18 protein-coding genes and 2 pseudogenes are annotated in these 23,249 nt (G+C 61.4%); 17 read left to right on the forward strand and 3 right to left on the reverse strand.

Translation table 11 applies throughout. The features are described from left to right. Positions 1 to 9: 9 nt before the first annotated feature. From G3N94_RS01520 to G3N94_RS01600, 17 genes and pseudogenes are all read left to right on the forward strand, one after another. Entirely contained in the window at positions 10 to 1,296 is a 1,287-nt protein-coding gene (locus G3N94_RS01520; RefSeq protein ID WP_205790283.1) for a glycosyltransferase, read from the forward strand. Further along, the gene (locus tag G3N94_RS01525) at positions 1,289 to 1,654 is read left to right on the forward strand and encodes a cupin domain-containing protein (protein WP_205790285.1); all 366 of its coding nucleotides are present in this window, start codon (positions 1,289 to 1,291) and stop codon (positions 1,652 to 1,654) included. Before G3N94_RS01520 ends, G3N94_RS01525 begins: the two co-directional genes overlap by 8 nt. Positions 1,655 to 1,712: 58 nt before the next feature. Further along, positions 1,713 to 2,057 carry a cupin domain-containing protein gene (locus G3N94_RS01530; RefSeq protein WP_205790287.1) on the forward strand — a complete coding sequence of 115 codons (345 nt, stop codon included), beginning with the start codon at positions 1,713 to 1,715 and terminating at the stop codon, positions 2,055 to 2,057. 4 nt (positions 2,058 to 2,061) lie between these two features. Then, positions 2,062 to 3,102, forward strand: a complete 1,041-nt coding sequence (locus tag G3N94_RS01535; protein WP_205790296.1) for a phosphotransferase — start codon at positions 2,062 to 2,064, stop codon at positions 3,100 to 3,102. A 16-nt stretch (positions 3,103 to 3,118) separates the two neighbouring features. Further along, positions 3,119 to 4,621 (forward strand): aldehyde dehydrogenase family protein, encoded by a 1,503-nt coding sequence (locus G3N94_RS01540; protein WP_205790298.1) that lies wholly within the window; start codon positions 3,119 to 3,121, stop codon positions 4,619 to 4,621. Positions 4,622 to 4,630: 9 nt separating this feature from the next. After that, positions 4,631 to 5,593, forward strand: coding sequence for an NTP transferase domain-containing protein (locus tag G3N94_RS01545; RefSeq protein ID WP_205790305.1), 963 nt, complete (start codon positions 4,631 to 4,633; stop codon positions 5,591 to 5,593). After that, positions 5,593 to 7,074 (forward strand): aldehyde dehydrogenase family protein, encoded by a 1,482-nt coding sequence (locus G3N94_RS01550; RefSeq protein WP_205790307.1) that lies wholly within the window; start codon positions 5,593 to 5,595, stop codon positions 7,072 to 7,074. The genes G3N94_RS01545 and G3N94_RS01550 overlap by 1 nt, the downstream gene beginning before the upstream one ends. Positions 7,075 to 7,207: 133 nt before the next feature. Continuing rightward, positions 7,208 to 8,329, forward strand: coding sequence for a polyamine ABC transporter substrate-binding protein (locus tag G3N94_RS01555; RefSeq protein ID WP_205790309.1), 1,122 nt, complete (start codon positions 7,208 to 7,210; stop codon positions 8,327 to 8,329). A 220-nt stretch (positions 8,330 to 8,549) separates the two neighbouring features. Beyond that, on the forward strand, positions 8,550 to 9,713 hold the full coding sequence (gene potA, locus G3N94_RS01560; RefSeq protein WP_205790311.1) for a polyamine ABC transporter ATP-binding protein: 1,164 nt from the start codon (positions 8,550 to 8,552) through the stop codon (positions 9,711 to 9,713). Beyond that, positions 9,710 to 10,681, forward strand: a complete 972-nt coding sequence (locus tag G3N94_RS01565; protein ID WP_205790317.1) for an ABC transporter permease subunit — start codon at positions 9,710 to 9,712, stop codon at positions 10,679 to 10,681. Before potA ends, G3N94_RS01565 begins: the two co-directional genes overlap by 4 nt. Beyond that, on the forward strand, positions 10,678 to 11,586 hold the full coding sequence (locus G3N94_RS01570; RefSeq protein WP_205790319.1) for an ABC transporter permease subunit: 909 nt from the start codon (positions 10,678 to 10,680) through the stop codon (positions 11,584 to 11,586). Before G3N94_RS01565 ends, G3N94_RS01570 begins: the two co-directional genes overlap by 4 nt. Before the next feature lie 38 nt (positions 11,587 to 11,624). After that, a complete protein-coding gene (locus tag G3N94_RS01575; protein ID WP_205790321.1) occupies positions 11,625 to 13,196 on the forward strand; it encodes a DUF3138 family protein in 1,572 nt (523 codons plus the stop codon). Between the two features lie 277 nt (positions 13,197 to 13,473). After that, positions 13,474 to 14,049: pseudogene (locus tag G3N94_RS01580) on the forward strand (phage integrase family protein); the annotation flags it as partial. A gap of 35 nt (positions 14,050 to 14,084) precedes the next feature. Continuing rightward, positions 14,085 to 14,762 carry a hypothetical protein gene (locus G3N94_RS01585; RefSeq protein ID WP_205790322.1) on the forward strand — a complete coding sequence of 226 codons (678 nt, stop codon included), beginning with the start codon at positions 14,085 to 14,087 and terminating at the stop codon, positions 14,760 to 14,762. Between the two features lie 99 nt (positions 14,763 to 14,861). Then, a complete protein-coding gene (locus G3N94_RS01590; RefSeq protein ID WP_205790324.1) occupies positions 14,862 to 15,098 on the forward strand; it encodes a hypothetical protein in 237 nt (78 codons plus the stop codon). A gap of 54 nt (positions 15,099 to 15,152) precedes the next feature. Then, the gene (locus G3N94_RS01595; RefSeq protein ID WP_205790331.1) at positions 15,153 to 16,286 is read left to right on the forward strand and encodes an IS110 family transposase; all 1,134 of its coding nucleotides are present in this window, start codon (positions 15,153 to 15,155) and stop codon (positions 16,284 to 16,286) included. 524 nt (positions 16,287 to 16,810) lie between these two features. Next, a protein-coding gene (locus tag G3N94_RS01600) for an IS5 family transposase (RefSeq protein ID WP_205790332.1) occupies positions 16,811 to 17,628 on the forward strand; the annotation gives its coding sequence in 2 pieces (ribosomal slippage) (positions 16,811 to 17,159 and positions 17,159 to 17,628; 819 coding nt in all). Between the two features lie 150 nt (positions 17,629 to 17,778). On the opposite strand, the gene G3N94_RS01605 is transcribed toward G3N94_RS01600, so the two are convergent. The 3 genes and pseudogenes from G3N94_RS01605 to G3N94_RS01615 form a co-directional block, all read right to left on the reverse strand. After that, positions 17,779 to 18,081: a DUF1330 domain-containing protein gene (locus G3N94_RS01605; RefSeq protein WP_205790334.1), complete on the reverse strand. Its 303-nt coding sequence runs from the start codon at positions 18,079 to 18,081 to the stop codon at positions 17,779 to 17,781. A gap of 385 nt (positions 18,082 to 18,466) precedes the next feature. Continuing rightward, on the reverse strand, positions 18,467 to 19,897 hold the full coding sequence (locus G3N94_RS01610; protein ID WP_205790336.1) for an IS1182 family transposase: 1,431 nt from the start codon (positions 19,895 to 19,897) through the stop codon (positions 18,467 to 18,469). A gap of 925 nt (positions 19,898 to 20,822) precedes the next feature. Continuing rightward, positions 20,823 to 23,228 (reverse strand): annotated as a pseudogene (locus G3N94_RS01615) (error-prone DNA polymerase); the annotation flags it as partial. Between the last annotated feature and the right edge of the window lie 21 nt (positions 23,229 to 23,249).

Consider the following 23,249-nt stretch of genomic DNA (forward strand, 5'->3'; position numbering starts at 1 on the left):
GCTCAGATCATGAGTGAACAGAAAGTAATCGCGTTCTTCCCCGAGGCGGCCTACGGTCCGGCACTAAACTCCGTGGGCATCGCCCAGGCGTGCCAAGCGCTGGGGCACAAGGCCGTATTCCTGACCGATCCGGGCATGACCGGCGTGTACTCCGCATACGGCTTCGAGGAGCACTACGCGAACCTCTCCGAACCGATGCCGGCGGAGGAAATGGCACGCTATTGGAGTGATTTCGTCAACGGCCACATTCCCAACTTTCGCAAGGAACCGATCGACCAGATCGACAACTACGTGAAGGAGTGTTGGGCAGCGATCGTCGAGACCAGTAAGTGGGCGCAGAGGGAGCTTCCGGCAATTCTCGACAAGATCAAACCGGATCTGATCTGCGTCGACAACGTCATTCTCTTCCCTGCCATCAAGCAGTACGGCAAACCCTGGGTGCGGATCATTTCCTGCTCGGAGAACGAGGTGGAAGATCCGGACATTCCGCCGTACCTCTCCGGGATGAGCATCGATGACAAGGAAGGTCATGCGCGCTTCCGTGCCCGTTTCGAGGAAGTGATCAAGCCAATCCACGAAGAGTTCAATGCGTTCCTCGAGTCTTGTGGGGAGAAGCCGTATCCACTGGGCACCTTCTTCGAAGAATCACCCTATATGAACCTGCTGTTGTATCCGGATCCGGTGAAATTCGAGCGTCGGCACCCGCTGCCTACCGAGCGCTTCCACTACCTGCAGGGCTGCGTGCGCCAGGACAAACCCTACGAGATCCCGAAGTTCGGTGCCAACAACGACAAGCCACTGCTGTATGTCAGTTTCGGCAGCCTCGGCTCAGGAGACGTCGACCTGCTCAAGCGCCTGATTTCGGCCATTGGAAAGCTGCCTTATCGGGCACTGTTCAATGTTGGCGAGCACGTAGCTGAGTACACCGATCTGCCGGAGAACGTAATCGTTTCCAATTGGTATCCGCAGCCCTCGGTGATCTCGCAGGTCGATGCGGTTATTCACCACGGTGGGAATAACAGTTTCACCGAATGCCTGTACTTCGGCAAACCCGCCATCGTCATGCCCTACGTCTGGGACGGCCATGACAACGCCATGCGCGCCCAGGAAAGCGGTCACGGTTTCCGCATGCAGCGCTATGACTGGGGCGAAGCCGAACTGGCAGAAAAACTCGCGCTGTGTGTCGGGGATAAGGCCATGGCCGAACGACTGAAAAACACCAGCACCTACATGCGTTCGCGCAACGGCCAGCAGGACGCCGCGCGCATTCTCGATGGAGTTCTGAAAAATGCCTGAAGCTTGTCTCGATTCAAGTGCCCCGCATATCTACGGCGCCCGTGGCTACTCCGACTTGGTTGACTGGGGATACCAGTCCGACCCCGTCGACGGACGCTCCCATTCCAGCGGCCGGCTCCTGTTCAAGGGGCCTAACAACAGTCCGGAAACGGGCCTCTGGGTCTGCACCCCCGGTACCTGGCGTCTGTCGATCCCGCGGGATGAGATGTGTCACTTCCTGGCCGGTCGCGCGATCTATCGCAGCGACGACGGGGATGTGATCCATGTCAGTCCCAACACCCTGGTGATGTTTCCGGCCGGCTGGACCGGCGAGTGCGAGGTCCAGGAGATCTTGCGCAACGTCTACATGCTGGTCTGAACCAGCGTTTTTGTTCCGCCCACGGGGCGGGACTATTGAAGAGAGCGAGTGTTCGACTATGAAATCCCCCATCATCCACAACCCTCTGCAAGTCACCGAACTGAAGGACTGGGGCGTGATCCCGACCATGATCGAAGGCGAGTCGCGTGTTAGCGGTGTGGTCATGCACAAAGGCCCGGACGGCCAGTCCGAATGTGGTATCTGGCACTGCACCCCCGGTAGGTGGAATTGCCACGTGACGAGCGACGAGTTCTGTCATTTCCTCGAGGGGCGCTGCACCTACGTTCACGAGTCGGGTGAAGTTATTGAGATCACCCCCGATACCGCGGCCTTTTTCCCCAAGGACTGGAAAGGCGTGTGCACCGTTCATGAGACGGTGAAAAAAGTTTACATGATTCGGTGATGTCATGAGTCAAACTCTGAATTGCCCGCCGGTGCAGCAGGATGAGCGCGAAGTCGAGCGCGGGGCCTTCGTTGCTCGCCATTTGAGATTGCAGGCTTTGCCAGCCGATGCCTCGGCGCGACGTTACTTCCGTCTGGAAGGTGCTGGCATGCTGTTGATGGATTCGCCGCCGGCACGAGAACCGCTAACGCCTTATCTGCGGGTAGCCAAGTTGCTGCATCATCTCGGCCTTTCGGCGCCTACCGTGTTGGCCGCCGACGAGGCTGCGGGGTTAGCCCTGATCGAGGACTTCGGCCACAACACGTATACCCGCCTGATAGCGGCCGGCTGTGCCGAAGCGCCTCTTTATGAACTGGCCGTGGATTGTCTGGCCGAGCTGCATCGCGCACCAGCTGAGTACGGTGCGCTGCTGCCGGCCTACGATGCTGAGCACCTGTTGGAAGAATGTGCCCTGTTCATCGACTGGTATGTCCCACAGTTACTCAATGGGGCACCGTCTCCAGAATTGCGTGAGAGTTACCTTTCACTGTTCACTGGCCTGTGCAAGGACGTTGCGGGACGTCGAGAGGCCATAGTGCTGCGGGACTTCCACGTTGACAACCTCATGCTGCTTCATGGTCGGGATGGCGTGGCGGCCTGTGGCCTGCTCGACTTCCAAGACGCTTTGCATGGTGCGGCCGCGTATGACCTGATGTCGCTGCTAGAGGACGCTCGTCGCGATGTGCCGCAGGAGCTCCAGAACGCACTGATGCAACGCTACCTGGCGCAGCGCCCCGACCTGGATGAGAAGACGTTCTTGGCCGACTACGCGGTCCTCGCCGCACAGCGTCATGCCAAGGTCCTGGGCATCTTTGTTCGTCTTGCCCAGCGCGACGGCAAGCTCGGCTATCTCGACCACCTACCACGTGTGCTACGCCTTTTCAGTGAAGCGTTGGACCGACCAACCCTGCACCCACTGCGCGATTTTCTCGACGAGCGCCTGCCGGCCTGGCGACATGATATTCCCATTGTCGCTCTGAATACCCCGCATGATCGAACTCTTTGACTGCCTAGGAGATGCCATGAGCAACTTCAATTGCGACACCCCTCTGCGGTTTATCAACCCTGACTTCCAGGCCCCGGCTACCCGTCGCGTGCGAAGCATCATCGACCCCGCCTCCCTGCAGCAAGTCGGAACGATCGGGCTGTGCGAGGGCGACGACGTGCAGGTCGTCATCGAAGCCGCCAACGCCGCCTACCTTGGCTGGCGTAAAGTCGACGCCAAGAGTCGCGCCGCACTGTTGCACCGATTGGCCAACGCCATCGAGCAGGACGACGCACATAGGCGCGAAGTAGCGCAACTGATGGTTCTGGAAATGGGTAAGCCGTTTCCCGAGGCCATGGGCGAACTGGCCAACTGTGCCCCGATTTTCCGTTACTACGCCGAAATGGCCCGTGACGAGGCCGGTAAGGTCGCCGGTACCACTCAACTCGGTTCATTCCAGCATGTGCGCTATGAACCATACGGTGTCAGCGTGCACATCATGCCGTTCAATTTCCCGATCCTGTTGATGTGCTGGACGGTGGCCGCATCGCTGGCGGCTGGTAACGCCTGCATCGTCAAGCCGGCAGAAAGCACCACGCTGTGCACCCTGAAGTTCATGGAGCATTTCCGCGCACTGCCTGCCGGCCTTGTCTCCTGCGTACCGGGAGACGCCCAAACTGCCCAACTGCTGGTGCAGTCTGACCGGACGCACGCGGTCGCTTTCACCGGTAGCGTTGGTGCCGGTAAGGCGGTCGCTGTGGCTTGCGCCGAGCGGATGAAGCCGGCGGTTATCGAGGCTGGTGGGAGTGATCCGATGATCATCAGCGCTCACGCGCCGGTTGAGATCGCTGCCGCTGGCGCTGTGACCGCTGCTTTCCACTTGAGCGGTCAGATCTGCACTTCGGCCGAGCGTTTCTTCGTGGTCGAGGAAGTCCACGACGAATTCGTTGAGCGCTTTGCCGAGCGTACTCGCAAGCTGCGGATTGGCCATGGCCTGGAGCACAGCGAGATTGGCCCGCTCGTGAGCCAGGCGGCGCGTGAAAAGATTATTCGCCTTGTTGACGACGCTGTCGCCAAAGGCGCGACCGTTGTCTGTGGCGCGCGAATTCCTCCGAATTGCCCGGTGGGCTGGTTCTACGAACCGACCATTCTCGCTGGTGTCACCCCTGAGATGGCGATCTTCCACGAGGAGTGCTTCGGCCCGGTGGCGGCCATCTGCAAGGTCAAAGACTTCGATGAAGCCGTGCGCCTGGCGAATGACTCTCCGTTCGGACTCGGAGCCTCGCTGTTCTCCACTGACCTGGCGGAGGCCATGGAGGCCGCTGATCGACTGGAAGCCGGCATGGTCTGGGTCAACAACCCGCTGATCGACAACGACGCTCTGCCTTTCGGCGGCTGGAAGATGTCAGGTCTCGGCCGCGAGTTGGGGCGTCAGGGATTGGATGCCTTCCGACGCTCGAAGATGGTGATCATTGACCACCGGCCGCAGCTTCAGGACTGGTGGTACCCCTACAGCCACGATGTGTTCTATCGCGCCTGAGGAGCACAGATGAATCGGCAAACCAACTTTCCCACGCTGGCGGTGATCCTCGCCGCAGGCCAGGGCACCCGCATGTGCTCGCCCATGCCCAAAGTGATGCACCAGGTTGGCAACCGGCCTCTGCTTGGCCACGTTCTGGCGGCAGCAGAAACTGCTGGACTTGAGCAGCTTGCTGTAGTTGTTGGTCCGGATGTGCCCGATGTGGCCGAGTATGTTCGACAGCAAACGCCGCGGGCGCAGATATTCGTCCAGCGTGAGCGGCTTGGCACTGCGCACGCGGTGCTGGCTGCGAGGCCAGCGCTTCAAGCCCATGAGCAGGGTTGTGTGCTGGTGCTGTTCGGCGACTCTCCGTTGATCGGTGCAGAGACGCTTGACCGACTCCGGCAAGCACTCATTGATGGCGCTGCGCTGGCGGTGGCTGGATTCAGGACCGAGCAGCCCGGCCCATATGGGCGGCTGCTAATGGAAGACGGCCGCCTGAGGGCGATTCGCGAGGCCAAGGATGCAAGTCCAGAGGAACTGGCTATCACCTTGTGCAACGGCGGAGTGATGGGCTTTCGCGCGGACCACTGTCTATGGCTCCTCGAACGAGTCGGAAACGCAAACGCCCAGAAGGAGTACTACCTTACCGATGCGGTGGAGCAGGCCAATGCAGCAGGGTTGTCAGTGATAGCCGTGGAAGTCGCCGAGGAAGAAATCCTGGGGGTTAACGATCGGGAGCAGTTGCATGCGGCCGAGCAGATATTCCAGCGCCGCCGACGCACCCGGGCAATGCAGAGCGGGGTGACACTGGCTGCGGCTGAGACAGTGTACTTCAGTGCTGACACCGAGCTTGAAACTGATGTTCATGTCGATCCCTGCGTCGTGTTCGGCCCGGGGGTTCAGGTCGCTCGTGGTGTGCATATCAGTGCTTTCAGCCATCTAGAAAATGTTCGCATCGAACCGGCTGGGGCTGTCCTGGAGGGGACGTGATGGAAATTTATCAACACCTCTACATCGATGGGCAATGGACGCTTCCGGTCAAGGGTGGAAGTTTTCTCACCCTGGATCCGAGTGATGAGGGTGTGCTTGCGCAAGTCCCAGCGGCGACCGCTGAGGACGTGGACTTGGCCGTCCATGCCGCACGGCGCGCTTTCGATGAGGGCCCGTGGCCTCGCTTCACCGGTAAGCAGCGCGCAGAAATGCTGCGCGCTATTGCCGAAGGCATTCGCCGACGCCTGCCGCAACTGGCGGAACTGGAGGTGCGTGACAATGGCAAGCCGCTTCCAGAGGCGCAGTGGGATCTCGCAGACGCTGCCGGTTGTTTCGATTTTTATGCTGGTCTGGCAGAGAAGGCCGATCAGGAAGCACGGCAGCACATTGAGCTCGCCGACGAGCGTTTCAGCTCGTGGGTCGAGCGTGAGCCGGTCGGCGTTGTTGGGGCGATCATCCCGTGGAACTTCCCGCTTTTGATGGCCGCCTGGAAGGTGGCGCCGGCCTTGGCCGCAGGCTGCACCATTGTGCTGAAGCCCTCCGAACTTACTCCGCTGACGGCCCTGGAGCTGGCCGCCATCGTTCACGAGGTGGGGGTGCCGAACGGGGTGTTCAACCTGGTTACCGGCCTCGGCCCCGATGCCGGTGCGCCACTTGCCAAGCACCCACTGGTGGACAAGCTGGCGTTCACGGGCAGTGTGTCGACTGGGCGGAGGATCATGCAGGCCGCCTCGCAGGACATCAAAAACATCAGCTTGGAGCTGGGTGGCAAGTCGCCGTTCATTGTTTTCGCCGATGCCGATCTCGAGTCAGCCGTCGAGTGGATCATGTTCGGCATCTTCTGGAACCAGGGCCAGGTATGCTCGGCTACCTCCAGAGTGTTGGTGGAGCGTTCGCTCTATCCCGCGCTGCTTGAACGGTTGGTTGAGGAGGCGGGCAAGATACGTATAGGTCCAGGAATGCAGGACGGCGTACAACTTGGCCCGCTGGTGAGTCGAGGCCAGCTGGACAAGGTTACGTCAGCGATCGAGTCGGGTCGCAGAAGCGCTGCGCGCCTGATCTTCGGCGGCGAACGTCCCGCGCACCTCAGTGCCGGTTACTACCTCGCTCCCACGATCTTCGCCGACGTACCGACTGACTGCGACATCTGGCGTGAGGAAATCTTTGGGCCCGTCGTCTGCCTTCGCGCGTTCGACGACGAAGCGGAAGCTCTGCTTTTGGCCAATGATTCACCGTTCGGCTTGGGTGCTGCGGTGATGTCCAATGATCTCCCGCGGACCGAGCGAGTCGCCAGGCGTCTTCGGGCCGGAATCGTCTGGATCAACTGTTCGCAGCCCACTTTCACCGAGGCGCCATGGGGGGGGTACAAGCAGAGTGGCATTGGCCGTGAGCTTGGACAATGGGGCTTCGATAGCTATCGCGAGGTAAAGCAACTGACGCGTTACGACAGCCAACAGCCTTGGGGCTGGTACATCAAGTAAGTGATCCGCCGGGGCGCCGACGTCCCGGCTATGTTGTCTGAAACCACTCGAACTTTCATCTTCGCAGTCCTTATCGGCGTGAGCGCCGCGCACCACACGCTCACGCCGGACCTTATCTCTAGGGGAAAACAGCATGAGCTTCAATCATCTTCGTCACGCGGTCGCGGGGACCGCGCTTCTCGCCGTCACCGGTTTTGCGGCACTCTCAGTCACGCCGGCCCTTGCGGCCGACACGGTACTGAACGTCTATAACTGGTCGGACTACATCGCCAAGGACACGATTTCTAACTTCGAGAAGCAGACCGGCATCCACGTGAAGTATGACAACTTCGACAGCGACGACACGCTGCAGGCCAAGCTGCTCGCCGGTAGCTCGGGCTACGACATCGTAGTGCCGACCTCGAACTACATGGCCAAGCAGGCGCAGGCCGGCGTCTACCAGAAGCTCGACAAATCGAAGCTACCTAACCTGGCGAATCTCGACCCGGTGCTGATGAAGATCATCAGCGAGGCGGATCCGGGCAACCAGTATGGTGCGCCATATGCCTACGGCACCGATGGTGTCGGCTACAACGTGCAGGCGGTCGAAAAGGCACTGGGGACGAGCGCGCCGGTCGACAGCTGGGCGCTGGTTCTTGATCCGCAATACGTGTCGAAGCTCAAGAGCTGCGGCGTGTCGTTCATCGACCAGCCTGTCGATGTGTTTGCCGCCACGCTGCAATTCATGCACAAGGATCCGAATAGCACGAATCCGGCGGATTACATGGTCGCCTTTGAAGTGTTGAAGAAGGTTCGTCCGTACATCTCGCAGTTCAATTCGTCGGGTTACATCAACGACCTGGCAAACAACGACATCTGTGTGACGCTCGGCTGGTCCGGCGACGTAGGCATTGCTCACCGTCGCGCGCAGGAAGCGAAGCGCTCATACGAGATCCGGTTCGACAACCCAAAGGAAGGCGGGCTCGTGTGGTTCGACGTGATGACGATTCCGAAGGATGCGCCTCACCCGGAAGCCGCGCTCGCGTGGATCAACTACATCGAAGACCCGAAAGTCAACGCCGCGATTACCAACGAGGTGTTCTATCCGACGGCCAACGTTCCCGCGCGCCAGTTCGTGACGCCGGCAGTCCTGCACGACAAGGGCGTTTATCCGCCGGAGGACGTGCTGAAGAAGATGACGCTGTTGAAGCCGCTGCCGACCGACATCCTCCGACTCGAGAACCGCCTCTGGGCGCAACTGAAATCCGGGCACTGATCGGGTACTAACCCATCTTAACGACTTTGACCTCTCCGGTGCAGGGGGTGCTTGATCCCTGCACCGATTGAAGCACGCTGTACGGCAGTCAGCCTGCGCGCTTTCAGGATCCCACTTGCGCGCAGTCCCATGTTTTCCGATCGCAGAGCATCTTGCGAGCCGCTTCCCGCGCCTCGTACGGAGATACTTGCGCCCGCGATCCGCAAGGAACAGTTACATCATGAACTCGACGACCTCAATAAGCGCAGCCGGCGCCACCCAGATGGCCCGCCCCGCAGTGACGACAAAATCGAAATCGGACGAATTTGTCCGCATCGAAAACGTCGTAAAGAAATTCGGCGACAGCACCGCTGTCGACAACGTCAGCCTGAACATCGCCAAGAACGAACTGTTCGCGCTGCTCGGCAGCTCCGGCTGCGGCAAGTCCACGCTGCTGCGCATGCTCGCAGGGCTGGAGACAGTCACCTCCGGGCGGATTTTCGTCGACGGCGAGGACCTCGCCGCGATGCCGCCGTACAAGCGGCCTGTCAACATGATGTTCCAGTCGTATGCGCTGTTCCCGCACATGAGCGTGGAAGCGAACATCGCCTTCGGCCTGAAGCAGGAAGGCACGCCGAAGAACGAGATCAGGGAACGCGTGGCCGATGCGCTCAATCTCGTGCAGATGAGCAAATACGCGCAGCGCAAGCCGCATCAGCTCTCCGGCGGCCAGCAGCAGCGTGTGGCGCTGGCCCGCTCGCTGGTGAAGCGCCCCAAGCTGCTGCTGCTCGACGAGCCGATGTCGGCGCTCGACAAGAAGATCCGCCAGAAGACCCAGCTCGAACTGGTGAACATCATCGAGAAGGTGGATGTGACCTGCGTGATGGTCACGCACGATCAGGAAGAGGCGATGACCATGGCCGGGCGCCTCGCAGTGATGAGCGAAGGCCGCATCGTGCAGATCGGCTCGCCGAGCCAGGTCTACGAGTTTCCCAACAGCCGCTTCTCGGCCGAATTCATCGGCTCGACCAACCTGTTCGAAGGCAAGGTGGTCGAGGACGAACCGGATCACATCTTCGTCGAGAGCGAGGACCTCGAGACGCGCATGTACGTGAGCCACGGCGTGACCGGGCCGCTCGGCATGCCGGTGGGCATCTCGGTGCGCCCGGAACGGGTGAAGGTGTCGCTCGAGAAACCGTCGTCGCCGCACAACTGGGCGCGCGGCGTGGTCTCGGATGTGGCGTACATGGGCAGCTATTCGCTGTATCACGTGCGTCTGCCGAGCGGCAAGACGGTGGTGTCGAATCTGTCCAGCTCGCACCTGATGAGCGAAGGTGCGCCCGCCTATAACGACGACGTGTTCGTCTCCTGGTCGCCCGCTAGCGGCGTGGTGCTGACGCAATGAGAACGCCTGCTCCCACTCCCCTGGGCGCCGCCAGCGGCGCACCCGCGTCCTGGTTCGCGCCACTGCGCGCGCTCTTTGCACGCGTGCTGCCGTCCGGCCGCTCGACGGTGATCAGTGTGCCGTTTCTCTGGCTCACGGTGTTCTTCGCGGTGCCGTTCGTGCTGGTGCTGAAGATCAGCTTCGCTGATCTGCGTCTGGGCGTCCCGCCGTACAACGATCTCGTCAGCACTAAGGAAGGCGTTATCCACTTTGCGATGCAGCTCAGTCACTACGCGTTCCTGCTGCAGGACGACCTGTATGTCACCACGTATATCAGCTCGCTGAAGATGGCCGCCGTCTCGACCATCTGCTGCCTCTTGATCGGCTATCCGGTGGCGTACTACATCGCCCGCTCGGAGCCCGCCAGGCGCAACCTGCTGATGTTGGGTGTGATGCTGCCGTTCTGGACCTCGTTCCTGATCCGCGTTTACGCATGGATCGGCATCCTGAAGGATGACGGCCTGCTCAATCACACGCTGATGGCGATCGGCATGATCCACTCGCCGTTGCGTCTCTATCACACCGACATCGGCGTCTACATCGGCATGGTCTATTCATATCTGCCGTTCATGGTGATGCCGCTGTACGCGCACCTGGTCAAGATGGACCTGACGCTGCTCGAAGCCGCCTACGACCTCGGCTGCAAACCGTGGACCGCGTTCACGCGTATCACGTTGCCGCTGTCGAAGAACGGCATCATCGCGGGCAGCCTGCTCGTGTTCATTCCGGCGGTCGGCGAGTATGTGATTCCTGAACTGCTCGGTGGCGCCGACACGCTGATGATCGGCCGCGTGATGTGGAGTGAATTTTTCAACGACATGGACTGGCCGATGGCTTCGGCGGTCACGGTCGCGATGGTCGTGCTGCTGCTCGTGCCGATGGCCGTGTTCCAGTACTACCAGGTCAAGGAACTGGAGGGCGCGAAATGATAAAGCCGAATAAACATCTTTCCGCAACAGTACTGACGCTCGGGTTCCTGTTCCTGTATATCCCGATCATCAGCCTGGTGGTGTACTCGTTCAATGAGTCGAAGCTCGTCACGGTCTGGTCCGGCTTCTCGCTCAGGTGGTATGGCGCGCTGCTGCACGACGATGAGCTGCTGACAGCCGCAGGGCTGTCGCTGAAGATCGGTTTGCTGACCGCGTGCGCTTCGGTGGTGATCGGCACGTGGGCGGGCTTCGTGCTGGCGCGCTTCGGGCGCTTTCGCGGCTTCACGCTGTTTGCCGGCATGATCAACGCGCCGCTGGTGATTCCGGAAGTGATACAGGGCATCTCGCTGCTGCTGCTGTTCGTCGCGCTTGAACAGATGCTTGGCTGGCCGAAGGGGCGCGGCCTCTTCACGATCTGGATCGGCCACGTGATGCTGTGCGTGTCGTATGTGGCGATCATCGTGCAGTCGAGGGTGAAGGAGCTGAACAAGTCGCTCGAGGAAGCCGCGCTCGATCTCGGCGCGACGCCCTTCAAGGTGTTCTTCCTGATCACGCTGCCGCTGATTTCGCAGGCGCTGATGTCGGGCTGGCTGCTGTCGTTCACGCTCTCGTTCGACGACCTCGTGCTCTCCGCGTTCCTGTCGGGTCCGGGCTCGACCACACTGCCGCTCGTGGTGTTCTCGCGGGTGCGCCTCGGCCTGAATCCGGAAATGAACGCGCTCGCCACGATCTTCATCAGCACGGTGACGATCGGCGTGATTGCCGTGAACCGCTGGATGCAGGTGCGCGAACGCAAGCGCAACCGCGACATGCAGATGGCGTTCGCACTCGCCGAGGCCGCCGATCCCTTGCCGTCAGCGCCGCCAGCCGTGGCACGCAAAGCGCTCGATACGGCGCGCGCATAAGAAGTCCTGTTGCAACACGACCAATAAGGAGAATTCGCATGAGAAAGAAGCTCATCTGTCTGCTGGTGGCGGGGAGTCTGCCTGGCATGGCCATGGCGGACGCCACCAGCGACCAGATCAAGGCGCTGCAAGCCCAGCTCAACGCACTGCAAAAGGAGGTCAAGCAGTTGCGCGCCGAGGTGGCTTCCAAACCGAAGGCGGCCGCCGCCGCGGCCCCGGCTCCTGCTCCGGCAGTGGCCGCCGCGCCGGTGGACATTTCTTCGCCGGATTACGGCAAGGCGCAAGCCACGCTGACCAACGACCAGGTCGATGCGATGAAGCAGCAGATCGCCAACCAGCAGCTGAAGGTCGATTCGCTCGTAGACGCCGCGAATACCGGGCCGATCGCCGGTCTCTCGGTGACGGGCTATATCGACCCGACCTACGTCTATAACCGCGCACAGAGCAGCTCGTCGTTCCTGTTCGCGAACCACGAAAGCGCCTACAACTACTTCAACAGTACGTTCGGCGACCTGTACCTCGACATCAAGAAGACTTTCGGTGTCGGCCCGATGGCGCCGTCGGCCGAGATCACGTTGATGCCGAACCGCGGCAACGGTATTACGCTCCTGCAGAACGAGCACGGCAATATCGGCAACAACATCCTGAACACGGCCGTGGTGAACGTGCCGTTGAATGCGACCACGACGCTCGTGGCCGGTTTGATCCCGAGCTTCGGCGGCTATGAAGTGCAGCAGTCGAACCAGATGCTCACGCTCACGCATAACCTGCTGTACGACTTCTCGGATCCGGGCAGCTACATCGGGATTGGGGCGAACTACACGAAGGGTGACTGGGCGTGGAAGTTCTTCCTCGGCAACGAGCAGTACCGCACGTTTGGCGCGACGACGCAGGTCGCCACCAACGCGTTCGGCGATCCGATCACGACCAGCAACAGGATCCCGACCTTCACGGCACGCACCGACTACACGTGGTCGAGCGCGCTGGATATCGGCGGGTCGTTCAATATCGGGCGCCAGACGCTGCCTAGCGCAATCAACCCGGCCACGGGCAATGTCGCTTACGGCGTAGGCGGCAATGCGCCGAGCTCGGGCGGTACGTTCTTCTTCACGGAAGCCGACCTGACCTACACGCTCGCCGACGTGCAATACAACGCCGAAGTGGACTACGGCCAGCAGCAGAACGCCGCGTTCAACGGCGGCCAGGCCCAGTGGTACGGCCTCTCGCTGCTCGCGCACCGCAAGTTCAATCTGCCGCTGGTGGGTCGCATGGGTGCAACTGTGCGTTACGACCTGCTGGTCGACAGCAAGAACGGCGGCGGCGGTGGTGGCATCGCGCTGAACTCGAACGGCATGGACACGGCCGACGGCTTTGGTATTGGCGCGGACTGCCTCGCCAATTCGAAGGCGAACGGCGGCCTTGGCTTCGAGTGCAAGGGCGCGACCCGTCAGGACGTGTCGCTCGACCTGCTGTTCTATCCGACCCAGCAGATCACGGTCAAGGTGGAATACCGCCACGACTGGGCGAACAAGCAGGTGTTCCTGAAGAACGACGGTTCGTACGGCAAGTCCAACGACCTGCTCGCGACCCAGTTCATCTACTCGTTCTAACGCTCGGGAGGTAGTACGCCCGCCGATGGCACTGTCGGGTAGCCGTACCGCATTGCTGCGGCACGGCCCCCTAAGAAGCGTGCATGCGTCTTTCGATGCACACGGCTCAAGCCTCTCGAAGGCACCTTGCGGCACCCGGTTTCACCACTGTATTTTCGGCGTTGCTAACGATTTCTATTGCAATCGAGATGGTGTACTTGAAGATCACCCGCTGAGTCTGACCGTCACGGCGTGGCAGCGCCAGTGACACCTTTAATACGGTCTACGACTGGAGATCATGAAAACGCGTGAGACCGAACCCATCGCCTTCCCGGACGACGCTGAACTGGTCGCGCTGCGTGCCTGGTACGGAGGGCTCGACACTCGTGCGGCCGTCGCGCGCTGTCTGGGCGACCGCAAGGCACCAGGGGCATCCGCGCGAAGCGTGCTCGGCGGCATCCGGCGCGCCCTGATTTCATACGCGGCAAGCCGCCACCGGGCCGATCTGGCGGAGGTATTCGGCGAGCGGTCCGCCGCGTCGGCCGACACCGTTGCGCGCACGATCGAGACGTTGCGTAGCTTGCCAGCACCGGTGCCGCACAGTGCCGACGAAATCGATCAATGGTTGCCGCCTCGTATGGTGGCCGCCCTGCGCGTGCATGGCATCCGGACGCTGGCTGACTTGACCGTGCGGATTCCGCGCCGGCGCCGCAGGTGGACCGCAATCGCCGGGTTCGGTGTCGCCGGCGCACGCCGCGTGGAGGCGTTTTTTGCTGCGTACCCGGCGCTGACCGAACGGGCGCGGGCGTTAATCGCCGCGGCGCCCGTCGGGGAGATCGTACCGTGGGAGCAGTTGCGCGTGCCGCACGAGGTCGCCTGCCAATCAGCAGCAGCATCGCCGAGTCCGCGGTGAACCAGGTTGTTAGCTACCGTATGGCCAAGAAGCGACAGATGCGCTGGACGGACGAAGGGGCGCACTGCATGGCGCAGGTTAGGGTTGCGGTTTTGAACGGGGAATTCTCGCCTCAACGCATCTCGTCGTTCAAGACTGCCGACACGGGTTACAGCAAATGCATCGGGCGAGCGTTGGCCGGCAGCCGCCAATGGACAGAACAGATCGTGCAATCATGCCGTAAGCTAGGGACCCCTGATAAAATCTCTCTCCCCAACTTTCGCACGCTCTCATTGACAGCCGACGCACCGGTTTTTTCGCTGGCGATCAGCGATCCGGACGGTCGCGTCGCGAAATGCTCCTCTTCATCACGAGCGCAAATCCGGATTGCTCAACCGAATATTGTTCAGCTAACGTTATTCGCAGCAGCAGGGATGCAACTGAGTTCGCGTGCAATGCCGAACCTCAATGCAAAAGCCGCTTTCAGATTCGACGATTCGCATATCGCAGCCATGGAGGTGCATCGTGTTTGGACATATTTTTCTTGGGGGCCCACTTGTAGTTTCCGTCTTCCATTCACTTCCGCCGACGGTTTGTGGCGTTGTAGCCGTCGTGTCATGCGTCGCCCTTCTAGGCATAGCAACGTGGCTCGTCAAGCTTTCACGCTCCCTTTGAAGAATGGTCTGGTCTTCTGATCGAGAACGATATCGCACCTCACATGACCTGCGGCAACGGTTTCGGAACACTGCCGTTGGAGTGAAATACACGCAGTTTCCGGCCGAGTCTCAACGTCCATGTTTTGCAACCTTCCCGAAACAGCTCCCGTGCTCCAGCTGCGAATCAGCCTTCGGGGCGTAAATCCGCCGATCTGGCGGCTACTCCTTGTTCCCGCGCGGGTAACGCTTGTCGAACTGCACCGTGTAATGCAACGCGCCATGGACGTACCTCTCCAGCGAGTCAATCACGGACGCCTCAACCAGCGGAGCATACACCTAAGTCAGCTTAGATACTATGGAAGGGCTGCTCAGTAAGCCCCTTGGAGTAAAACGAGAGTTCCGAGACTCGTTTTCGAAAGGAGCACGCAAATGGATGCGCCTGAGACAGCCCTTCGTGGGCAGGATACGACCATCGTCGGCTGCTTGTACATGGCTCTCGAATTGGGCGACAAGAGTTGGAGAGTGTCGCTCAGCGACGACGCTCACGGTCCCAGCCGCTACACACTTGCGGCTGGGGACACGGCTTCGCTGCTCGCGCTCATCGCCAAGGCGAAGGCGCGGTGGTATTTGGCGGCCGACGCCGTGGTGCGCAGCTGCTACGAAGCGGGCCGTGACGGCTTCTGGCTACACCGGTGGCTGACCGAGCAAGGCATCACCAACGTCGTAGTCGATTCCGCCAGTATCGAAGTCAACCGGCGCGCGCGCCGCGCCAAGACCGACCGCCTCGACAGTGACAAACTGCTAACGATGCTCATGCGTTACCACGCCGGCGAGCGACGCCTTTGGACCGTGGCGCGCATTCCCACCGCGCAACAGGAAGACGAACGACGTCTGCATCGGGAACTCGGGCGCCTGCGGCAAGAGCGCACGGCACACAGCAACCGGATCCGTTCCCTGCTGGTCCTCCACAATCTGCGCACCGAGCGTATCGGAGGGCGTCTATGGGTACGATGGTGGGCCGATCATGCCACGCAACTGTTGCCGGGCTTGCGCGCCGAGATCGAACGCGAACTCGAGCGTCTCGCCCTCGTTCTCACCCAGATCAGGCGGCTCGAAGCCCAGCAGGAACAACAGGTTCGCGATGGCGCTCAGCCGCCGGTTGCGCTGCTGGCACGGCTTGCAGGGATCGGGACCGGCAGTGCGTGGACCCTGGTCAAGGAGCTGTTTGGCTGGCGCAAGTTCCGCAATCGCCGCGAAGTTGCCGGCTGTCTGGGCTTCGCGCCGACGCCCTACGCCAGCGGAACCAGTGAAGTCGAGCAGGGCATCAGCAAGGCCGGCAACAAACGGGCCCGATGGCTGATGGTCGAACTCGCGTGGAGCTGGCTACGCTACCAGCCTGCCAGCCAACTGAGCCGATGGTTCAATGAGCGCTTTGCCGCTGCCGGCAAGCGCTTGCGGCGCATCGGCATCGTGGCGCTCGCCCGCCGGCTGTCGATCGCCTTATGGCGTTATCTCGAATGCGGCGAGATCCCGCTCGGCGCCAGGCTCAAACCCCTCCGGTAGTGATGCACGCGTCAATTAAATCGCTAGGAGCGTCAGCGGTGTTGAAAGGTCAGCGCGCCCGTAACTGACCCGGGCTACCCACACGGGTCGCCGTCACTTAGATGGGGCGCGTCGGTAACGGAGCAGTCCAGCGCTCTGCGCATGCGGTATGAGGTGACCGGTCCGACGGGCCGGCACGGATAGAAGGTAGAGCGGGCCAATCGCCCGCGAAATCAAGCGCTCCGACCTGAACGCCATCGAGGCTTCGCTTTATGCAAACGGATTAACACATACGTCAACACGTGTCTTTGCCACGTGGGTTGCCCACCGCCAACCGGCGTTAGGGGCGTGAACGGCGACCCGCCGGCCGGCCGTGGACAACCCACGCGACCCACCACGGAGTGAACTCGTCTTCGAAAATCAGACGCCCAAAGGGCTTGACTTCGAGTCCCCCATAGAAGGTCAGTTCAAAAACCCCGTGAGGGGGCTGTTTACTTCCTCGGCGAGCTGTTAACCTTGGGCACCAGAACAACGGAAGCCCAAGGATGGAAGCGCCGATCATTGACGACGAACTGTGGATACTGATCGAACCATTGCTGCCGCCCGCGAAGCCTCGTGCGAAGAGCGATCCTGGTCGTCCGCGCGTTTCCGATCGTGCGGCGCTCAACGGCATCCTGTTCGTGTTCAAAACGGGAATCCGCTGGAACCACTTGCCGACTCGGCTGGGCTTCGGCTCGGGCGCAACTTGCTGGCGGCGATTGAACGATTGGCAAAAGGCTGGTGTATGGGACCAACTGCACGAGTTGCTGCTCGACAAGTTGCGTGCGGCTGGCCAGATCGATCTGTCATACGCTGCGGTCGATTCGTCGTCCGTGCGCGCCGTTGGGGCGGGCGAAAAACTGGCCCGAACCCCACGGATCGTGCGCGACCCGGTTCCAAGCACCACATCCTCGTAGACGCCAACGGCGTTCCTGTCGTCGCGATCCTGACCGGCGCGAACGCCAACGACGTCACGCAGTTGCTGCCGCTCGTTGATGCGATTCCGCCGATTCGTGGTGTACGTGGCCGACCCCTTCAGAAGCCCGGCGTCGTCTACGCCGATCGCGGCTACGATTCCACACGACACCGACGTGCGCTGCGTGAGCGCGGAATCAGACCCGTGATCGCGAAGCGCCGGACCGAACACGGCAGCGGGCTCGGCAAGTATCGTTGGGTAGTCGAACGTACGCACTCCTGGCTCCATAATTTCCGTCGTCTACGCACGCGCTTCGAGCGACGTGCCGACATTCACGAAGCATTCTTGAAACTTGGCTGCTCGCTCGTCTGCTGGAATATCTTCAGGCGAGCTGAGCAAGGTTTTTGAACTGGCCTCTAACGGGCAGGCTTTCGATTCGACCGAGATCGGCCATGAACGGTCCCTCGTGGTGGGTTCGCGAAGGACCGTTCATGAGCGAAGGCCCGCCTTTCGACGGGTGGCTGAAAAACCAACGACGCTTCCGCCAAAATCACCATGCTACGAAGTGACGGCCGCAACCCCTTCCAGCGCCAAAATCCTTGTCGTCGCGCATCTTTCACGGATCGCCTTGAGACGGACGTACTCTGGCGAGCCATACCAGGCCATCAGGGAATCCATGTCAGGAAACTCGACGATGACAAGGCGGTGCGGTTGCCAATCACCTTCGAGAACTTTAGTCAGACCACCACGGCCCAAATATTTTCCACCATAGCGCGCCTCAGTAGCCGGCACTTCCCGTTTGTACTCTTCAAAAAGAGCCGGGTCCTTTACATCGACATCGGCAATCAGGTATGCAGACATGGCGCGATCCCTTTGACGAAAGTCCCACGGCCCACCGTCACTGTTTGAGTGTAGTCGACAGCGGTGTCAATCCGGGCGCAGAACCGACTGCTTGACAGCCTGCAGTGTCGAAAACCGGAGAGGCGGAACATCCGCAGACTACGGCGAAGTCGAGTTTGGCCGTTCTGTCTGGAAAAGTTGCCGTTTGAGCATGAGGCCCTCTGCGGGAGAGAAGGGTCGGCTACAGCCGACCGCGTCGGGCGGCAGCCGGCCCAGACTGTGTCAAAACGCTGAGGGGAGCTGCGAGCGTGACGACGTGTACGGCGTCGTCAGCTTGTCGTACGTGCATACTGAGGAACCACGGAATATTCGAGCGTCACGGAAACGTCAACGCCACCAGTTGGCGTTACCCCTGCAATACTTCGATAAGCTTTGCCGAACCGAAGATCTTGATGACGCGCTTAATGTTGTAGGCAAGCACGTGCAAACTCATCTCCGTGCGCACTCGCTCGATAGTCCGTGTCAGGAAGTGGGTCGCGCCCATCCATGCCTTGATCGTGCCGAACGGATGCTCAACAGTCTGTCGCCGAATCCGCATGATCTCAGGGGCATGATCAAGTCGGGCTTGCATCTCATCAAGGACGGCTTCGTGCTCCCAGCGTGTCACGCGACGTTGAGGGCCCGGTGTGCATTTCTCCTTCAGCGAGCATTGCTGGCAATTCGAACTCCAATACTTACTGAGTCGCAGACCGCGCTCAACGGTCGAGAATCGCCAGATGAGCCGCTCGCCTGCTGGACAGCGATATTCGTTGGTCTCTGCGTTGTAAATGAAGTCATCCTTGCCAAAGCGACCGTGAGCCGTAGCGCTCGAAGTCACTGTCTTCGGCACGAACACGTTTATGCCCGCCTCGTGGCACGCGAGTATTGCCTCGCTCTTGTAGTAGCCTCGATCTGCGATTGCAGTGAGCTTATCGGCACCCATCTCGGCACGGGCCGGGTTCGCCATCGACAACAGTTGATCACGATCAATGCCGTCATTTGTGACCTCGTGAGCAACGATCAAATGATGCTTTGCGTCGACTGCCGTCTGCACGTTGTAGCCGACAACGCCGGTTCCTCGCGTCTTCATTGAGCGAGCATCCGGATCTGTGAGTGAGATCTGTCCGTCGGGTGCTGCATTGAGCTGAACCTCGATCTCCTTCAGGCTTCGCATTTGCTCCTTCAGGGCCGTGATCTTGTCCTGCAGTCGCTCCGTCCTGGCCTTCGCAATCGCGGGCTCCTGCCGGTCGGCCGTATCCAACGCCTCGAGATAGCGGGCGATACTCGAGTCGATGTCGCGCATGCGTCGTTCGAGCTTGGCGCTCGTGAAGTTGCGGTCGCGATGGTTCACCGCCTTGAATTTACTGCCGTCGATCGCCACGAGCGCTTCGGAGAAGAGGTCCAGACGCTGGCATAGCATGACGAACTGACGACAGACACCGCGGATCGCTTTGCCATTGTCTTTGCGGAAACGAGCAATGGTCTTGAAGTCTGGAGCCAAGCGGCCCGTGAGCCACATCAGTTCGACGTTGCGCTGGGCCTCGCGTTCAAGGCGTCGGCTTGATTGAATGCGGTTCAGGTAGCCGTAGACGTAAATCTTGAGCATCACCGCCGGATGATAGGAGGGCCGACCGGTCAACGCTGGCTCGACGCCTTCAAACCCGAGCTCGCGAAGATCGAGCTCGTCCACGAATACGTCCGCGACGCGTACAGGATTGGTATCCGTCACGTAGTCATCAAGCGCTTCGGGAAGGAGAAAGCTCTGCGTACGATTGTCACCTTCAACGAACCGCTTCATATGGCGCATCCTTCGCTATCGGATGCAAAATTCTAGCCGGTCAAAAAAAGCGTTTTGACACAGTCTGGACCCCTAGCGGACCATCGACGTGGTGAGTAGCGGATGACCGCTCCCGAACTTCTACGGCCCTTGATACCGTATATGCCATAAGTTGATGCGCCCTCTGTCCAAACCTCGCTACCGAGTGCCGGCGCGGCCGGCACGAAACTTTGCACGTCGCGATTGGTCGACCTCACCAGGAGAACACGCATGAGCAAAGCAGCGAGCAAGTCGGCAGGCAACAGTGGTAGCGGGAACACCTCGGGAGCCTGAAAGGGCCCCGGTGGCTTGCCAAGTATGGTGCACGGAGCGAAGTCTGGCCGCGGCCGCGATATCCTGTCGACGCGGCCAGGACGCACGCCTCCGCCGGCCGGATAGACTAAGTAGGCGACGTATTGTTTCGGGCACGGTGGTCCGCCAGCCAAGCTGGATAGCGTGCCCGAAGCCAACCACCGAAGTCCGCGCACCCATGCGGAAACGTAGGCCACGGCCGAAGGCGCGTGCGTGCCGACGGGTACTCCATGAGAGACATCGAGCGGCTCGCGCACAGCGTCCCGTAGCAGCCGAGCAGCATGAGCACTTTCGCCGCCCAGAAAAGAATCCAGATCTCATCTCCGCGTGCAAGATCTGGCCTGAGTGTGACAATCAGCTTCAGCCACGTCACTGACGGCAAACGTGCTCCGCGACTCCAGTTTTTCAGAGTGACCTGGTGAATCGGACTCCCGATGCGTTGCCGTTGTTTCTCTAGTTCACCAATCGACGCGGCGCCGACGCCGAGCATAATCCAGCGAAAGAACATCGCGGACGGATTGAGCGAAGACCCCTTCTCGGGTAGCAGCGCGGACAACGCAGATTCATCGTGCCTTCCCTCAATCTGAAGTTGCGTCGGCTGGCTGTTGAGCAGCGCAGCGAGAAAAACGGCCGGTTCGTGCCTGCGCAGCCACGCACTTGAGTAGACGAGCAGCGCGAAGCTGGCCGCGTGGCTCTCCGGGAACCCGTATTCGCCGAAGCCCTTGATCTGCGCGAAGATCGCCTCGGCAAACTCACGATCGTAGCCGCGCGCGAGCATGCCGCTCACGAGCCGATCGTGGGACGGCTCGAGTCCTCCCTTGCGCTTCCAGGCGGCCATCGCGCGGCGCAGCTGGTCGGCCTCGCCGGCGGAGAAGCCGGCCGCCAACATCGCGACCTGCATCACCTGCTCCTGGAAGATCGGCACGCCCAGCGTGCGCTTCAGCGCCTTCTCCATGCCTTCGGACGGAAGCGTGACGGGCTCCAGTCCCTGCCGGCGGCGCAGGAACGGGTGCACCATCCCGCCTTGGACCGGGCCCGGCCGCACGATCGCGACCTCGATCACGAGATCGTAGAAGCACTGCGGCCGCAGTCGCGGCAGCATCGACATCTGCGCGCGTGACTCGACCTGGAACACGCCCATGCTGTCGCAGTCGCACAGCATGTCGTAGGTGGCCGTGTCCTCGGGCGGGATGTCCTGCAGCTCGAATGTCTCGCCGCGCTTCTCGGAGATCATGTCGAGCGCGCGGCGCACCATCGACAGCATGCCGAGCGCGAGCACGTCGATCTTCAAGATCCCGAGTGCTTCGATGTCGTCCTTGTCCCACTGGATCAGGCTTCGATTCTCCATCGCAGCGTTCTCGACCGGCACGAGCCGCGTGAGCTTGCCGCGGCTGATCACGAAGCCGCCTGAGTGCTGCGACAGGTGGCGGGGATACCCGAGCAGCTGCACGGCGAACGCGGCCCATTGCTGGTTCAGGGGCGCATCGGGGTCGAGGCCAGCCTCGGCGAATCGCTGCAGCAGATCCGCGCGCGAATCAAACCAATGGTGACTTTTTGCGACCCGATCCACGATCGCCGGATCGACGCCGAGCGCCTTACCGGCTTCCCGCAGCGCGCTGCTCGGCCGGTACGTCGTGACCGCTGCCGTCAGCGCTGCGCGCGTGCGGCCGTACTTGCGATAAATGTACTGCATCACCTCTTCGCGACGCTGATGCTCGAAATCGACGTCGATGTCTGGCGGCTCGTTGCGCTCCTTGCTGATGAACCGTTCGAACAGCATCGATTGACGCGACGGATCGACCTCGGTCACGCCGAGGCAGTAGCAGACCGATGAGTTCGCCGCCGACCCGCGGCCCTGACACAAGATGCCTTGCTGACGCGCGAACTGCACGATGTCGTGCACGGTCAGGAAGTACGCCTCGTAGTTCAGGTCCGCGATCAGCTGCAGCTCGTGCTCGATCTGCGCCTGCACGTCGACCGGGATGCCGGCAGGGAAGCGCCGGCGCGCGCCAATGTAGGTCTGTTCGCGCAGATATGTCGCCGAGTCGTAGCCGGCCGGCACCAGTTCATCGGGATACTCGTACTTCAGGTCGTCGAGCGAGAACGAGCAGCGCCGCGCGACACGCACGGTCTCCTCGAGCGCGCCCGCCGGGTAGAGATTCGCGAGGCGCAGGCGCGATCGCAGGTGACGCTCGGCGTTCGGTGCGAGTTCGTAACCGCATTCGGACACAGGTCGGCCGAGCCGGATCGCGGTCAGCACGTCCTGCAGCGGTTTGCGCGATCGCACGTGCATCAGCGGCCAGTTGGTGGCCACCACGGGCACGCCGTGGCGTGCGGCGACGCGCTCGACGACGCCCCGGTGGATGTCGTCCATCGCGCGCGCGTGCAGCGTGAGCGCGATCCACGCACGATCGCCGAACACGCGCGCGAACCATTCCGTCAGGTGCTCCTTAAACCGGGTGGGTGCGCCCAGCGCGATCTCGATCTCGGTTGGCGCGATCGCATCGCGGCCGCGTTCGTGCTCGAGCAGCAGCGCGAACGCCGCGACGTCCAGCTGCTTGGCCGTGAGCCAGCCCGTCAGCTGCAGAATGAGGCGACGCGCGACGAACAGCAGCGCCTCGGCATGCTCGACGCGATCCATCAACTCGACGCGCGTGTCGAACGAGGGCGGCATGTCGAGCCAGTCATACGCGGCCGGCGCGGTGCCGGTGACCTGGTCGAGCCAGTCGAGCAGCTGCGTGCCGCACCGCTTCTTGAGCCCGGCGCGCGGTAGGCGCTGCAGATCTGCGAGCGTTTCGCAGCCAAGCTCATCGAACCACGTCGCGTATCGTCGTGCGTCAGGGGCGACGGCCAGCGGCACGCGCGCGAGCGCCCGGCGCAACGACCGGGCGGAGAGGGCGAGCCCGCCGCGCAGGCCGCGGGCAACCATCCACGCGGCCGGGCCCGTCGACGCGACGGATACGGCCGCGGAGACGCCGAACGACCCAGCAACATTCCGCACGCGCCGACGCAGCGCACGGAT

The sequence above is a fragment of the Burkholderia sp. Ac-20353 genome (assembly GCF_017104785.1).
Lineage (GTDB): Bacteria > Pseudomonadota > Gammaproteobacteria > Burkholderiales > Burkholderiaceae > Burkholderia.